The organism is Streptomyces sp. TLI_171 (assembly GCF_003610255.1).
Lineage (GTDB): Bacteria > Actinomycetota > Actinomycetes > Streptomycetales > Streptomycetaceae > Kitasatospora.
The window spans coordinates 324571-338526 of record NZ_RAPS01000001.1; the positions used below are offsets into that span (position 1 = coordinate 324571).

At 72.9% G+C, this 13956-nt stretch carries 14 protein-coding genes; 8 read left to right on the forward strand and 6 right to left on the reverse strand.

Translation table 11 applies throughout. The features are described 5' to 3' along the window. Window positions 1–184: 184 nt before the first annotated feature. Window positions 185–1045 (reverse strand): SDR family oxidoreductase, encoded by an 861-nt coding sequence (locus tag BX266_RS01520; RefSeq protein ID WP_099897126.1) that lies wholly within the window; start codon window positions 1043–1045, stop codon window positions 185–187. A gap of 91 nt (window positions 1046–1136) precedes the next feature. Here BX266_RS01520 and BX266_RS01525 point away from each other — a divergent pair, with 91 nt between their 5' ends. Further along, a complete protein-coding gene (locus BX266_RS01525; RefSeq protein ID WP_099897127.1) occupies window positions 1137–1910 on the forward strand; it encodes a TetR/AcrR family transcriptional regulator in 774 nt (257 codons plus the stop codon). 91 nt (window positions 1911–2001) lie between these two features. Here the strand turns inward: BX266_RS01525 and BX266_RS01530 are convergent, their stop codons facing one another. Continuing rightward, on the reverse strand, window positions 2002–4026 hold the full coding sequence (locus tag BX266_RS01530) for a beta-galactosidase (RefSeq protein WP_099897128.1): 2025 nt from the start codon (window positions 4024–4026) through the stop codon (window positions 2002–2004). Window positions 4027–4296: 270 nt separating this feature from the next. Between BX266_RS01530 and BX266_RS01535 the strand changes: the two genes are divergently transcribed. From BX266_RS01535 to BX266_RS01550, 4 genes are all read left to right on the forward strand, one after another. Then, window positions 4297–5613 (forward strand): ABC transporter substrate-binding protein, encoded by a 1317-nt coding sequence (locus BX266_RS01535; RefSeq protein WP_099897129.1) that lies wholly within the window; start codon window positions 4297–4299, stop codon window positions 5611–5613. A 155-nt stretch (window positions 5614–5768) separates the two neighbouring features. After that, the gene (locus BX266_RS01540; RefSeq protein WP_099897130.1) at window positions 5769–6695 is read left to right on the forward strand and encodes a carbohydrate ABC transporter permease; all 927 of its coding nucleotides are present in this window, start codon (window positions 5769–5771) and stop codon (window positions 6693–6695) included. Between the two features lies 1 nt (window position 6696). Next, entirely contained in the window at window positions 6697–7620 is a 924-nt protein-coding gene (locus tag BX266_RS01545) for a carbohydrate ABC transporter permease (RefSeq protein ID WP_099897131.1), read from the forward strand. A gap of 54 nt (window positions 7621–7674) precedes the next feature. Beyond that, a complete protein-coding gene (locus BX266_RS01550) occupies window positions 7675–8721 on the forward strand; it encodes a LacI family DNA-binding transcriptional regulator (protein WP_099897132.1) in 1047 nt (348 codons plus the stop codon). Window positions 8722–8796: 75 nt separating this feature from the next. On the opposite strand, the gene BX266_RS01555 is transcribed toward BX266_RS01550, so the two are convergent. Both BX266_RS01555 and BX266_RS01560 read right to left on the reverse strand, forming a co-directional pair. Further along, window positions 8797–9348, reverse strand: coding sequence for a dihydrofolate reductase family protein (locus BX266_RS01555; protein ID WP_099897133.1), 552 nt, complete (start codon window positions 9346–9348; stop codon window positions 8797–8799). Window positions 9349–9430: 82 nt separating this feature from the next. Next, complete coding sequence (locus tag BX266_RS01560; protein ID WP_259464480.1) at window positions 9431–10399, reverse strand: RNA polymerase subunit sigma-70; 969 nt, start codon at window positions 10397–10399, stop codon at window positions 9431–9433. A gap of 18 nt (window positions 10400–10417) precedes the next feature. On the opposite strand from BX266_RS01560, the gene BX266_RS01565 reads away from it, so the two are divergent. Continuing rightward, window positions 10418–11395 (forward strand): sigma-70 family RNA polymerase sigma factor, encoded by a 978-nt coding sequence (locus BX266_RS01565; RefSeq protein WP_099897135.1) that lies wholly within the window; start codon window positions 10418–10420, stop codon window positions 11393–11395. A gap of 14 nt (window positions 11396–11409) precedes the next feature. Here BX266_RS01565 and BX266_RS01570 read toward each other — a convergent pair whose 3' ends face one another. Next, window positions 11410–11676 (reverse strand): hypothetical protein, encoded by a 267-nt coding sequence (locus BX266_RS01570; protein ID WP_099897136.1) that lies wholly within the window; start codon window positions 11674–11676, stop codon window positions 11410–11412. Between the two features lie 159 nt (window positions 11677–11835). Here BX266_RS01570 and BX266_RS01575 point away from each other — a divergent pair, with 159 nt between their 5' ends. Next, the gene (locus BX266_RS01575; RefSeq protein WP_099897137.1) at window positions 11836–12399 is read left to right on the forward strand and encodes a dihydrofolate reductase family protein; all 564 of its coding nucleotides are present in this window, start codon (window positions 11836–11838) and stop codon (window positions 12397–12399) included. Window positions 12400–12559: 160 nt separating this feature from the next. On the opposite strand, the gene BX266_RS01580 is transcribed toward BX266_RS01575, so the two are convergent. Next, the gene (locus BX266_RS01580) at window positions 12560–13057 is read right to left on the reverse strand and encodes a hypothetical protein (RefSeq protein WP_143686840.1); all 498 of its coding nucleotides are present in this window, start codon (window positions 13055–13057) and stop codon (window positions 12560–12562) included. A 32-nt stretch (window positions 13058–13089) separates the two neighbouring features. On the opposite strand from BX266_RS01580, the gene BX266_RS01585 reads away from it, so the two are divergent. After that, on the forward strand, window positions 13090–13926 hold the full coding sequence (locus BX266_RS01585; RefSeq protein WP_259464481.1) for a GyrI-like domain-containing protein: 837 nt from the start codon (window positions 13090–13092) through the stop codon (window positions 13924–13926). Window positions 13927–13956 lie beyond the last annotated feature (30 nt).

A 13956-nucleotide genomic window follows, 5' to 3' on the forward strand; every position in this document is an offset into this window, starting at 1 on the left:
AGCGCGTCGCAGCCGCCCCGCGCGCAGCGTCGTGATCCGACGATGGAGTGCAGCCGGCCCTCTTCCGCGCGCGGCGGTATCGCCACCCGGGGCCTCCCCCTGCCGTCAGGCCGCCAGCATCGCTCGCAGCCCAACCCCGGCGGGGCAGTGCCTCATCGATCGACCATGGCCCGCCGGACGGAACCTAGGCGGCCCAAGCCTGCGCCAGCAGCGTGCCGAAGGCGGCGGGCTCGCGGCCGAGGAGGTCGGCGAGCGTCGGGTCGACGGCGGTGAACTCGCCGTGGCGGGCTGCCGCGAAGATGCTCACCAGGAGGTCGGCGACGGGTGCGGGGGCGCCGTGCGCGAGCGCCTGCTCACGGAAGGCGCCGTCGGGGACGACGGTGCGGGTGAAGGGCCGACCGGTGACCCGGGCGGCCAGTTCCGCGACGGCGTCGAAGTCGAGGGCGGCCGGGCCGGTGAGCGGCGGGGTGGGCCCTTCGAAGCGGCCGTCGTCGGTGAGGATCGCGGCGGTGGCCTCGGCGAGGTCGTCGTGGCCGGTCCAGGTGACGGGGCCGTCGGCGGGGAGGGCGATGTCTCCGCTGTGGCGGGCGGCCTCCAGGAACTGCAGGGCGCTGGCGGCGTAGAAGCCGTTGCGCAGCGCCGTCCAGGGCAGGCCGGTGGCGCGCAGCAGGTCTTCCGTGACGGCGTGGTCGCGGCAGGCCTGGAAGTGCGAGTCGTGGGCGGCGCCCATCTGGCTGGTGTAGAGGATGCGGCCGACGCGGGCTTTCACGGCGGCGTCGATCGCGGCCCGGTGGCCGGCGACGCACTCCTCGCCGGTGCGGTCGAGGGAGACCAGCAGCAGTTGCTCGGCGCCCTCGAAGGCGTGGACGAGCGAGGCCGGGTCGTCGAAGCTGCCCTGCCGGACGCGGACGCCGCGGTCGGCGAAGTCCTGGGCCTTGCGGGGATCGCGGACGCTGACGCCGAGGCGCTCGGCGGGGACGCGGGCGAGCAGCCGCTCGACGACGCGACGGCCGAGCTTTCCGGTGGCTCCGGTGACGATGATCATGGGTTCTCCAGACGGCGGCGTTTCCAGTGGAATCACCTCAACGATAACACTGGAACTAACACTGGAAGCAAGATCCCGGTACCATCGATACATGCCGACCCGCGCGACCCCCGCCCGCCACGCCGCCGACCGCGAAACCCCGAGCCGCGAGGCCGCCGACTCGCCTCGCCGGCGTATCGTCGAGGCGGCCATCGAGCTGCTGGAGAGCGGCGGCCCCGACGCCGTGAGCACCCGTGCGGTCGCCGCCGCGGCCGGGATGCAGCCGCCGGCCATCTACCGTCACTTCGGCGACAAGGAGGGGCTGTTGGAGGCGGTCGCGGAGTACGGCTACGCGCAGTTCCTGGAGAGCAAGAACGCGCAGCTCGATCCGGCGCCGGAGGATCCGGTGGAGGAGCTGCGCCGCGGCTGGGACTTGGTGGTCGAGTTCGGGGTCTCCCGCCCGGAGCTGTTCGCCGTGATGAACCGGGCGACCGGCGCGGGGGCGACCGCGGCGCACCACGCGGGCCTGGAGATCCTCCGCGGCCGGGTGCGGCGGCTGGCGGCCGCGGGCTGGCTGCGGGTCGACGAGGAGTTGGCCGCCCAGATCATCCGGGCCACCGGCCAGGGCGGGGTGACCACCTGGCACTCCACCCCGGTGGATCGGCGCGATCCGGCGCTGCTGACCATCCTCCGCGAGGCGATGGTCGCCGCCGTCACCCGCGCCGAACCCACCGTCCCCGCCGCGGAGTCCGGCCCGGCACCCGCCGCCCGCGCGCTGCGCGCCGCCCTTCCCGACGACCCGGACGTCCTGTCTCCCGCCGAGCAGCACCTCCTGGTCGAATGGCTCACCCGCCTGGCGGACGACCGCGACGCCGGTCGCCCGTGACGGCTCCCCCACGTCGGCGCGGTCCCGGAACAGCAGGAAGCCGCGCCCGCCCCTCGTCGGGGCGGGGCGCGGCCGAAGGTCGCCAGGGCGGTCAGTGGCGGACCACCCGGGTGGCCCCCGCCGGGACGGTCAGGGTGTCGAACACCTCGGCGCAGGTGAGGAGTTCGGTGCCGGGGGCGGCGAGCGGGACGTCGGCGTCCTGTTCGCCGTGGTTGATGGCGAACAGGTAGCGGCCGTGCTCGCCGACGCGCTCCACCACCTCGACGTCGTGCGGGAGTCGAGGGAGCGTCAGGTCGGCCGCGGCGGCGGCGAGCTGGAGGATCCGGGACAGGCCCTCGCCGTCGAGGCGGGCGGAGACGTAGTAGACCTGGCCGCCGCCGACCGCGTGGCGGGTGACGGCGGGCCGGCCGGCGGCGGGGCCGTCGGCGTAGCGGTAGAGGGTCTCGGCGCCCTCCGGCAGCAGGAACTCGGTCCACACGTCGGCGTGCAGCGCCGGGCCGCCGTCGGCCGCCTCCAGGGCGACGCGTTCGCCGGCCCGGAGCGGGGCGAACTCCTCGACCACCAGGCCGAGCAGCTCGCGCAGGGCGCCGGGGTGCGGTCCGGGATGGACGGTGTCGTGTTCGTCGACGATGCCGGAGAAGCAGGAGACGACGAGGGTGCCGCCGGCGGCGACGTACTGGCGCAGGTTCCGGGAGGCGGCTTCGGTCATCAGGTAGAGGGCGGGGGCGACCACCAGGGGGTACCGGCTCAACTCGGCCTCGGGGTGGGCGAAGTCGACGGTGAGGTGGGCGTCCCAGGTGGCGGCGTACCAGGCGTCGGCGCGTTCGCGGGCGTCGAGGTCGATGCTGGGGCGCCAGTCGAGGCGCTGCGCCCACCAGGACTCCCAGTCCCAGAGCATCGCGGCGTCGGGTCGCACCACGCTGTCGCGGATCTCCGCGAGGGCCCCCAGGTCCCGTCCGAGGGCGACCACCTCGCGCCAGATCCGGCTGTCGGTGCCGGCGTGCGGGAGCATCGCGGAGTGGAACTTCTCGGCGCCGTAGCGGGAGGCCCGCCACTGGAAGAACATCGCGCCCTCGGAGCCGCGGGCGACGTGCGCGAGGCTGTTGCGGGCGAGTTCGCCGGGGCGCTTGGCGAGGTTGCGGGGCTGCCAGTTGACGGCGCCGGTGGAGTGTTCGAGGAGCAGCCAGGGGCGGCCGCCGGCGACGGAGCGGGTGAGGTCGGCGGCCATCGCGAGGTTGATCTGGGTGCGGTGGTCCTCGGCGACCAGGTAGTGGTCGTTGGAGACCAGGTCGACCTCGCGGCCCCAGGCCCAGTAGTCGATGGACTGGCACTGGCTGAGCGCGGTCATGAAGTTGGTGGTGACGGGGATGCCGGGGGCGAGGCGGTGCAGCAGGTCGCGTTCGCGCTTGAAGTTGGCGAGGATCGCGTCGTTGGTGAAGCGGGCGAAGTCGAGCTGCTGGGCGGGGTTGCCGGCGCTGGGGGTGAGCCGGGGCGGCTGGATGTCGTCCCAGCGGGTGTAGGTCTGGCCCCAGAAGGCGGTTCCCCAGGCGCAGTTGAGCTCCTTGAGGGTGCCGTAGCGCTCGCCGAGCCAGCGCCGGAAGTGGGCGGCGGACTCCTCGCAGTAGCAGTCGCTGACGGGGACGCCGTACTCGTTGTGGACGTGCCACAGGGCGACGGCGGGGTGGCTGCCGTAGCGGCGGCCGAGCTGTTCGGTGATGGCGGAGGCGGCGGCCTGGTAGGCGGGTGAGCTGTGGCAGATCGCGCCGCGGGAGCCGAACGCGTGGCGGTGGCCCTCGCGGGTGACGGGCAGTGCCTCGGGGTGGTCGCGGTAGAACCAGGCGGGCGGGACGACGGTGGGGGTGCCGAGGTCGGCCCGGATGCCGTTCGCGTGGAGCAGGTCGAGCAGCCGGTCGAGCCAGCCGAACTCGTGGACGCCGCGCTCGGGTTCGAGCAGGGCCCAGGAGAAGATCCCGACGCTGACCATGGTCACCCCGGCCTCGCGCATCAGCCGGACGTCCTCGGCCCAGACCTCCTCGGGCCACTGCTCGGGGTTGTAGTCGCCGCCGTAGGCGAGCGGGCCGAGTCCGACCGGGCGGGGGTACCGCGGGTGATCCATGGGGTGCTCCATCGCGAAGAACTGTGAACGTGCACACCCTAACCAGAACCGGGTGCCGCTGTGTCTCGCCCAGATAACCGTATGACTTCAGGGATTGACAAGTGTCTCCCAGGTTTCCGTACTGTGAACGTGCACAACGACGGCCCAGGCTGCTGACCTGGCTGTCCCCCACTCGCACTGCCCCGCGCCGCGCTTCCGCCGAGCACCCCCCTCGCCCGGCGGCCCGGGCGCGACTCCCTCACTCGAAACCCGTGATCCTCGGGAGGATCCATGCACCGTCGCCTCGCCCTCGCCGCGGCCGCCGCCCTGTGCGGCACGCTCGTGCTGTCCGCGTGCTCGTCCGACGGCGGCTCCGGCGACTCCGCCAAGGCGGCGTCCGGTCCGGTCAAGCTCACCTTCTGGTCCTGGGCGCCGAACATGGACAAGGTCGCCGAGGTCTGGAACAAGGCCAACCCGGACATCCAGGTCAGCGTGCTGAAGCAGGCCGGCGGCGACGACCTGGTCACCAAGACCATCACCGCCGCGAAGGCCGGCAACGCTCCGGACCTGATCCAGGCCGAGTACCAGGCGCTGCCGACGCTGGTCTCCAACGACGTGCTGGCCGACATCGCCAAGCAGGCCGGTTCCGCGAAGGGCCAGTTCGCGGACGGCGTGTGGAAGCAGGTCACGCTCGGCTCGGACGCGGTGTACGCGATCCCGGAGGACACCGCTCCGCTGGCGTTCTACTACCGGCAGGACCTGTTCCAGCAGTACGGCCTGAAGGTCCCCACCACCTGGGACGAGTTCGCGGCCACCGCCCGCGAGTTGAAGCAGAAGGCGCCGGAGAAGGCGCTGACCACCTTCTCCGCCAACGACCCGGGCCTGTTCGCCGGCCTGGCGCAGCAGGCGGGTGCGAAGTGGTGGACCGCCTCGGGTGACAAGTGGAGCGTGGCGATCGACGACGACGCCACCCGGAAGGTCGCGGACTTCTGGTCGGGCCTGGTGAAGGACGGCGCGGTCGACAACCAGCCGATGTACACCCCGGCGTGGAGCAAGGCGCTGAACGACGGCTCGCAGCTGGGCTGGGTCTCGGCGGTGTGGGCGCCGGGCGTGCTGACCAGTTCGGCACCGGACACCAAGGGCAAGTGGGCGATCGCCCCGCTGCCGCAGTGGCAGGCGGGCTCCTCGGTGACGGGCAGCTGGGGCGGCTCGGCGACCGGTGTGACCACGGGTGCGGTGAAGTCGGGTCACGCGGACGCCGCGGCGAAGTTCGCGAGCTGGCTGAACACCGACCCGGCGGCGCTGGAGGCGCTGGTGAAGGAGGTCAACATCTACCCGGCGGCGACCTCCGCGCAGACCGGCAGCCTGCTGTCGGCGGCCCCGGACTTCTTCACCAACCAGCCCGACTTCTACGCGAAGGCCGCCGAGATCGCCAAGGGCACCGCTCCGGCCGCCTGGGGTCCGAACGTGAACGTGGCGTACTCGGCGTTCAAGGACGCGTTCGGCAAGGCCGCGCAGGACAAGGGCGCCTTCGCCCCGGCGCTGACCGCGATGCAGCAGTCCACCGTCGAGGACCTGAAGAAGAACGGCTTCCAGGTCGCCGGCTGACCCGCCGCGACCGGCTGACCCGCCGTCATCCGCCGTGCCTTCCCGGCACGGCGGGGGCGGATGCACCGTCGGCCGCCGTACTCCCGGTCCGTCGCCCCGCCCGGTGGCGGACCGGGCCCGCACCCGCCCCAGCCCTCACCTTCCCTGGAGTCGCCATGGCCTCCCCTCCCCCGGTCCGGCGCGCCGCGCGCCGCGGCCCGATCGCGCCGTTCGGTTTCCTCGGCCCGGCCGCCGTCCTGTTCACGCTCTTCTTCGCGCTGCCGATCTGCTACGCGGTGTACCTGAGTCTGCGCTCCGTCAAGGTGAAGGGCCTCGGCCTGGGCTCGCACGCGCGGACCGAGGTGTGGGCGGGGCTGTCGAACTACACCTCGGCGCTGTCGGACCCGGAGCTGCTGTCGGGCTCCGGCCGGGTGTTGCTGTACGGGGCCCTGCTGGTGCCGACGATGCTGGGGGCGGCGCTGTTCTTCGCGCTGCTGCTGGACGTGCCGCGGGTGCGGTTCCGGTCGTTCTCCCGGCTGGTGATCTTCCTGCCGTACGCAGTGCCGGGGATCGTGGCGTCCACGCTGTGGGGCTTCCTGTACCTGCCGACGGTCAGCCCGGGGTACTTCCTGCTGACCCAGGCGGGGATGAGCGGCCCCGACCTGCTGCACGGCAACGGCCTGTACCTGGCGATGGCGAACATCGCGGTGTGGGGCGGCACCGGCTTCAACATGATCGTCATCTACACCTCGCTGCGGGCGCTGCCGGCCGAGGTGTACGAGGCGGCGCGGCTGGACGGCTGTTCGGAGCTGCAGATCGCGCTGCGGATCAAGATCCCGATGGTGGCGCCCTCGCTGGTGCTGACCTTCTTCTTCTCGATGATCGCCACCCTGCAGGTGTTCGCCGAGCCGATGACCATCAAGCCGCTGACCAACTCGATGAGTTCGACCTGGTCGCCGCTGATGAAGGTGTACCGGGACGCGTTCATCCAGGGCAACATCTACTCCGCCGCCGCCACCTCCGTGGTGATCGCGGCGGCCACCCTGCTGCTCTCCTTCGGATTCCTGAAGCTGGTAAACAAGCGTGCCAACGGAGGCAGTTGAGATGAGTTCCACCACCACGGCGGCCCCCGGCCGCACGCTCCGCCCGTCCGCCCCGGCGCCCGGCGGCACACCCGGCAACCCGATGGGCCCGCCGCGCCGGCGCACCGCCTGGACGCCGACGCTGCTCCTGCTGCTGGGCGCGGTGTACTGCCTGGTGCCGCTGGTGTGGGTGCTGACGGCGGCGACCAAGAGCCGCGAGGAGCTGTTCAGCACCTTCACGTACGCGCCGGGTTCGGGTTTCTGGAACAACCTGGCCGAGCTGTCCTCGTACCGGGGCGGCGTGTACTGGCAGTGGATGGCCAACTCGGCGCTGTACGCGGGTGTGGGCGCGCTGCTGTCCGCGGCGGTGTCGGGCGTGACGGGCTACGCGCTGGCCAAGTACCGCTTCCGGGGGCGCTCGGCGGTGTTCAACGTCCTGCTGGCGGGGGTGCTGATGCCGCCGATCACGCTGGCGGTGCCGCAGTACCTGCTGATGTCGAAGGCGGGGCTGGCGGACAGCTACCTCTCGGTGCTGCTGCCCAGCATCCTCTCCCCGTACGGCATCTACCTGTCCCGGATCTACGCGGAGGCGGCGGTCCCGGACGAGGTGGTGGAGGCGGCCCGGGTGGACGGCGCGAAGGACTGGCGGCTGTTCCGCAGCGTGGCGCTGCCGATGATGGTGCCGGGCCTGGTGACGGTGTTCCTGTTCCAGTTCGTGGCGATCTGGAACAACTTCCTGCTGCCGTACATCATGCTCGGCGACGACCACAAGTTCCCGGTCACGGTGGGCCTGTACTCGCTCCTGCAGCAGGGCTCGAACGAGCCGGCGATGTACACCCTGGTGATCACCGGTGCGCTGCTGTCGGTGCTGCCGCTGATCGCCCTGTTCCTCGGACTGCAGCGCTACTGGCGGGTCGACCTGCTCTCCGGCGCCGTGAAGTCCTGACGGGCCGCCAGTACAGTGGCCCCGACACCTCGATCAGCAAGGACCCACATCCTGATGACGGAACCAGCGTCCCGAGGCCGGGCGGCCGGACGGCCGAAGCGCCCGCCGACCATCCACGACGTCGCCGCGGTGGCGGGTGTCTCGCGCGGCACCGTCTCCCGCGTGCTGCAGGGCGGGCACAACGTCAGCCCGGCCTCGCAGCAGGCGGTGGAGGCCGCGATCGCGAAGCTCGGCTACGTGGTGAACCGGGCCGCCCGCAGCCTGGTCACCCAGCGCTCCGGCTCGGTGGCGTTCCTGCTGACCGAGCCGCAGGAGCGGTTCTTCGAGGACCCGAACTTCACCACCCTGCTGCGCGGTTGCACGGCGGCGCTGGCCGAGCACGACATCCCGCTGCTGCTGATGACGGCCGGCGACGACGCCGAACGCCGCCGGGTGACGCGCTACCTGGCGGCCGGCCACGTCGACGGCGTGCTGCTGGTGTCCTCGCACCGCGGCAACCCGATGATCGAGCACCTGCGCGAGGCGGACATCCCGATGGTCTGCTGCGGCCGGCCGCTGGGCCAGCGCGGCCGGGTGCCGTACGTGGCGGCGGACGACCGCGAGGGCGCGAAGGACCTGGTGCGGCACCTGCTGGAGTCGGGCCGCACCCGGATCGCCACCATCGCGGGCCCGCAGGACACCCCGGGCGGCGTCGAGCGGCTGTCCGGCTACCGGGAGGTGCTCGGCGAGTACGGCCTTCCGGTGGACGAGTCGCTGATCGCGCACGGCGACTACAGCCGGGCCGGCGGGGAGGCCGCGATGCGCGAACTCCTTGACCGGGCACCGGACTTGGACGCCGTCTTCGTGGCCTCCGACCTGATGGCGGACGGCGCGCTGTCCGCCCTGGAGCACGCGGGCCGGGCCGTTCCGGCGGACGTCGCGGTGGGTGGGTTCGACGACTCGCCGGTGGCCGCCACCACCCGCCCACCGCTGACCACCATAAGGCAGCCCTGGGACCGGATCTCCGCCGAGATGGTCCGCCTGCTGCTGGACCGGATCGCCGGGCACGACGCGCCGACGGTGATCCTGCCCACCGAACTGGTGGTGCGCGCCTCCGCCTGAGGCCCGCCCTCTCCGGACCTCCCGGCCCCGGTGACGCACCGTCGAGCGACGGTGCGTCACCGGGGCCGGCGCGCGTCAGGCCCGGACGTACCGGCTGTACAGGTGCGGCCCGACCGGCTCGGCCTCCGCGCACCGGAAGTCGCCGGTCGCGGCGCCCTCCGGGAACAGCCGGCTGCCCGCGCCGAGGACCACGGGAACGGTGACGAAGCGGTACTCGTCGACCAGGTCGGCGGCGACCAGCTGGTGGATCACGCCGCCGCTGCCGGTGACCACCACGTCGCGGCTCTCCGCCTTGACCGCGGTCAGCAGGTCGCCCTCCAGCAGCCGGGAGTTGGCCCAGCCGGAGGCGTCGGCGAGGGTGCGGCTGGCGACCACCTTCTCGGCGGCGTTCATCCGCTCGGCGAACTCGCCGTCCCGGTCCGGCCAGATCTGCCCGAAGCGCTGCCAGGTGCGGCGGCCGAGCAGCAGCACGCCGTCCTGCAGGGTCCGGCCCAGCCGGAACTTGTCGCCGGACACGTGCTCGGGGCCGTAGCGGAACATCCAGCCGCCGAGGGCGGTGCCGTCCGACCCGTCGGGGTCGGCGGTCCGGCCGTCCAGGGTGGTGAAGCCGATGACGATGACGCTCATGACGGTACTTCCTTCCGGTGGGGTGTCTCACCGGTACGTACCGGCGGCGCCGCCCGGACTCATCGGCGCCGCGCGCCCGGATTCAGCAGATCTCCTCCGACAGGCCGAAGGTGCGCAGCACCGCCGGGTCGGTGAACACGGTGTTGCGGGTGACCAGGCCGCCGGCCACCTCCAGCAGCTGGATGCTGTGCAGGCGGTGGCGGTCGCCCTCGGCGGCGTACGCGGCGAACGCGCTCTGGCCGTTGGCGCCGACCCGGCTGGTGCGCCAGGCGGTGCCGCGCATCCCGTAGACCCGCTCCATGAACTGCCCGTAGTGCCGGGCGCCGCGGTACCAGAGCGCCAGCGGCGGCATCTCCAGGATCGCGTCCTCGGCGAGCAGGCCGACCAGCGCGGGCACGTCGGCCGCTTCGAACGCGGCCAGGTAGCGGTCGACGACGGCGCCCTCCTGCTGCTCCCTGACCTGCTCGGCGGCACCGCCGGCGGCGACGGCGGCGCGGGCCCGCTGCAGGGCGCTGTTGACGGCGGCGACGGTGGTCTCCAGCTGCTCGGCGACCTCGGCGGCGCTGAACGCCAGCACCTCGCGCAGCACCAGCACGGCGCGCTGCCGGGCGGGCAGCAGCTGCACGGCGGCGACCCAGGCCAGCCGCAGCTCGGCGCGGGCGTCCAGGTCGAGCCGGGCGTCGGGGAACGGCTCCAGCCAGGGCACGTCGACGGCGGGGGTGAGCGGCGCGCCCGGGTCCTCGCCGGGCGCGCCGAGCCCGGCGGGCAGCGGGCGGCGGGCCCGGCCCTCCAGCGCGGTGAGGCAGACGTTGGTGGCGATCCGGTACAGCCAGGTGCGGACCGAGGCGCGCGCCGGGTCGTAGCGCTCGCGGGCGTTCCAGGCGCGCAGCAGGGTGTCCTGCACCAGGTCCTCGGCGTCCTGGAAGGACCCGGTCATCCGGTAGCAGTAGGCCGTCAATTCGCCGCGGTGGGCTTCGAGTTCCACGCTGCACATCATGCCTCGTCCGCCGCGCCGGGAGCGCTCGGACCTTGCGTTGTCGGACCCTCGCACTAGGCTGGTCGGGTGCCAATGATCATGGATCGTGACGGGGTGGCGGAGCAGCTGGAGCCGTTCCGGCGGGAGCTGACGGCGTACTGCTACCGGATGCTGGGTTCGGCCTTCGAGGCGGAGGACGCGGTGCAGGAGACGCTGGTCCGCGCCTGGTCGAAGTTCGACGGGTTCGAGGGGCGGTCCGCGCTGCGGACGTGGCTGTACCGGATCGCCACCAACGTGTGCCTGGACATGGCGCCGGCGGCGCAGCGGCGGGCCCGCCCGATGGACCTGACCTCGCCCTGCCCGGCGGCGGCGCCGGATCTCGCGCAGTTGGAGGAGAACGTCTGGGTGGGTCCGGTGCCGGATGCGCGGGTGCTGTCGGGCGACCCGGCGGAGGTCGCGGTGGGCCGGGAGTCGATCCGCCTGGCGTTCGTCTCGGCGCTGCAGAAGCTGCCGGCCCGGCAGCGCGCGGTGCTGATCCTGCGCGAGGTGCTGGCCTGGTCGGCGGCGGAGACCGCGGAGCTGCTGGAGACCTCGGTGCCGTCGGTCAACTCGGCCCTGCAGCGCGCCCGGGCGACGATCGGCGACCGGTCGGCCGAGGGCGACACCTTCAAGCCGCTGGACGAGACCCAGCGCGCGCTGCTGGCGCGCTACGTGCAGGCGTTCGAGGCCTTCGACATCGAGGGGCTGAAGCGGCTGCTGCACGAGGACGCGGTGCTGAACATGCCGCCGTTCCAGATGTGGGTGCGCGGCGTGGTCGAGCTCGGCGAGTGGTGGCAGGGCGCGGGCTGCGGCTGCGAGGGCTCCCGGCTGCTGCCGGTGGAGGCGAACGGCTCGCCGGCCTTCGCCCAGTACCGTCCGGCGGAGGACGGCGAGGGCTGGACGCCGTGGGGCATCACGGTGCTGGAGATCGTCGACGGGCGGATCGCCACCATGACCAACCACATGGACGTGGAGCGGCTGTTCCCGCTGTGGGAGCTGCCGATGCGCCTGACGGTCGACCCGCGGGCCTGACGGACCGTCGGCTCTCACTCCACGGGGAGCGCCTCGGCGAGCCCGGTGAGGTCGAGCAGCAGTCGCAGCCGGGGCCCGGCCCCGCGCAGCACCACCTGATGGCCCGCCCGCCGGGAGAGCACCGCCAGCCTGCCGAGCAGCTGGAGGTCCCGGGGGGCGGGCTGTCGCACGTCCGCGACCAGCAGGGCCACCAGGACCGGTCCGGTCCGTCCGCCGAGCAGGGCGGCGAGCCGCTCTTCGGCTCCGGGGTGGGGGCTGGCGGCGAACTCGAGGGTCTCCATGTCTGTGCTGACCGGCCGGCGGGCCCGGAGTCATCGCTGCCCGCGGCCCGGCCGCGAAAAAGTTCTCGGAATCCTCCGCCGGGACCGATGAGTCCGGCGCCGCCGTCCCGTCCAACCGGGTGTGAGCGAGCAACGCGACACCGAGCGAGGAGCACGGACATGAGGAAGATCACCGCGGGAATGTTCATCGCCGCCGACGGCGTGGTGGAGAACCCGCACGAGTGGCACTTTCCCTACTTCAACGAGGAGTTGGGCGCCGCGGTGGGCGCGCAGCTGGGCTCGGCGGACACCGTCCTGCTGGGCCGCACCACCTACGACGTGTTCGCCGCGTCCTGGCCGCAGCGCGAGGAGGCGGGCGGCGAGGACGCCGCGATGGCGAAGACCCTCGGCGACGTCCGCAAGATCGTCGTCTCGCACCAGGACCTGTCCTTCACCTGGCGCAACTCCGAGCAGCTCAAGGGCGACCTGCTGGACGGCGTCCGCGCCCTGAAGCAGGAGGAGGGCGGCCCGATCGGCATGTCGGGCTCGGTCTCCGTGGTCCGCCAGCTGCTCGCCGCGGGCCTGCTGGACGAACTCCACCTGTTCGTCCACCCGGTCGCCCGCGGCCGCGGCCTGCGCCTGTTCGACGACACCGCCGACCCGATCGAGCTGACCCTGCTCTCCTGCGAGACCTTCCGCACCGGCACCCTGCACGTGGTCTACGGCCCGGGCGCCGCGGCCTGACCCCGCACGACGGCCGCCGCCCCGAGGGTGTTCAGCCCCGGGCGGCGGCCGGGCGCCCGTCCGGTTCCGCGAAGTCGCCACGTCGAACCGGACGGGCGTCGTGCACCGCGTGCACCTCGCTGCCGGGCCGCCCGCCGAGTCCGGCACGGCGCCTTCAGTCCTACTGGAAGCCTTCGGAACCGCCCTCGCTCGTTCCGACGATCTTGCCGCCGACGAAGGCCACGCCCAGCGCGAGGGCGGCCGCACCGGCGACTGCCACCACCTTCATGCCGGTCCCCAGGAAGTTCTTGTTCTCGCTGTCCTTCTCGTAGACCTGTTGCACGTTCTCGCCGAGGCGGTCGTGGAGCGCCTCCCGCTGCTCCCAGCTGAGGTCGTCCCGGCCGAGGTCGGCCCGCAGGGCGTCCCGCTGCTCCTGCGACGCCTGGTAGAACTGCTCCTGGCTGTTCTCGTTGGCCGCGAGCGTGGACTTGTGCGCCTCCTTGACCGCGTCGAGGTCGGCCTTGCCCAGGTCCTTGAAGGCGGGGAACTGCTCGATGAGCTTGATCCGCGCCTCCGTGGCCATCTCCGGCATCGCGGCCGCGAACCTGAGCACCTTGTCCTTGGAGATGTTCCGCCAGGTCTGGATCCCCAGCTTCCGCTTGACCGCTTCCTCGTCCATGCCGCCCATCCCCTGTCTCCGCCCGCCGCCCCGTGACACCCCGGATCCTAGCGGCGCCGCGCAGGTGGCGTCGGCACCGTGCCGCCGAGCCGACGCCGCGCGGGCTGCTGGTCGAACAGCCGCGGCACGGCTACGGTTCTCCCGGGTTCGGCCGCGCCGTCCTCGACCATTCGATCGGCCGACCGGCGGCCGAACAGGACCGGTCGGCCCGCTACCGGACCGGACTCGCTCAGGAGGGCAGCAGCGCCGTGGCCCCGTACGACATCAAGCGCGACCTGAAGCAGCTCTACGCGCCGAAGAACACCGCCTGGTCCCTGCTCGACGTCCCCGAGCAGCAGTTCCTCGCCGTCGACGGCAGCGGCGACCCGAACACCGCCCCGGCGTACGCCGCCGCCGTCGAGGCGCTCTACGCCACCGCGTACACCCTGAAGTTCGCGGCGAAGCAGGCCGAGGGCGGGGACTTCGTGGTGGGCCCGCTCGAAGGGCTCTGGTGGTCCGAGGACCACGCCGCCTTCACCTCCCGCGACAAGGACGCCTGGAGCTGGACCATGCTGATCAGCCTCCCGCCCCGGGTCACCCCCGAGCAGGTCGACGCCGCGAAGCAGACCGCGGAGCGCAAGAAGCGCCTCCCCGCCGTCTCGACCGTCCGCCGCCTCACCCTGCGCGAGGGCCGCTGCGCCCAGCTCGTCCACCACGGGCCGTACGACGACGAGGCCCCGGCCCTCGCCGAGCTGCACGACAGCTACCTCCCCGCCCACTCGCTCCGCCCCGGCGGCCGCCACCACGAGATCTACCTCAGCGACCCCCGCCGCACCGCCCCGGCCAAGCTCCGCACCGTTCTGCGCCAACCTGTCGAGCCCGACGCCTGACCCGACCGTGCGGCCGTTCCTGACGGTCCG

Bases quoted from the DNA above. Each gene is read 5' to 3' on its own strand.
- BX266_RS01575 (WP_099897137.1), top strand. From the start codon at position 11,836: ATGAGGAAGATCACCGCGGGAATGTTCATCGCCGCCGACGGCGTGGTG.
- BX266_RS01525 (WP_099897127.1), top strand. From the start codon at position 1,137: ATGCCGACCCGCGCGACCCCCGCCCGCCACGCCGCCGACCGCGAAACC.
- BX266_RS01520 (WP_099897126.1), bottom strand. From the start codon at position 1,045: ATGATCATCGTCACCGGAGCCACCGGAAAGCTCGGCCGTCGCGTCGTC.
- BX266_RS01555 (WP_099897133.1), bottom strand. From the start codon at position 9,348: ATGAGCGTCATCGTCATCGGCTTCACCACCCTGGACGGCCGGACCGCC.
- BX266_RS01545 (WP_099897131.1), top strand. From the start codon at position 6,697: ATGAGTTCCACCACCACGGCGGCCCCCGGCCGCACGCTCCGCCCGTCC.
- BX266_RS01535 (WP_099897129.1), top strand. From the start codon at position 4,297: ATGCACCGTCGCCTCGCCCTCGCCGCGGCCGCCGCCCTGTGCGGCACG.
- BX266_RS01550 (WP_099897132.1), top strand. From the start codon at position 7,675: ATGACGGAACCAGCGTCCCGAGGCCGGGCGGCCGGACGGCCGAAGCGC.
- BX266_RS01540 (WP_099897130.1), top strand. From the start codon at position 5,769: ATGGCCTCCCCTCCCCCGGTCCGGCGCGCCGCGCGCCGCGGCCCGATC.
- BX266_RS01570 (WP_099897136.1), bottom strand. From the start codon at position 11,676: ATGGAGACCCTCGAGTTCGCCGCCAGCCCCCACCCCGGAGCCGAAGAG.
- BX266_RS01565 (WP_099897135.1), top strand. From the start codon at position 10,418: ATGATCATGGATCGTGACGGGGTGGCGGAGCAGCTGGAGCCGTTCCGG.
- BX266_RS01580 (WP_143686840.1), bottom strand. From the start codon at position 13,057: ATGGACGAGGAAGCGGTCAAGCGGAAGCTGGGGATCCAGACCTGGCGG.
- BX266_RS01530 (WP_099897128.1), bottom strand. From the start codon at position 4,026: ATGGATCACCCGCGGTACCCCCGCCCGGTCGGACTCGGCCCGCTCGCC.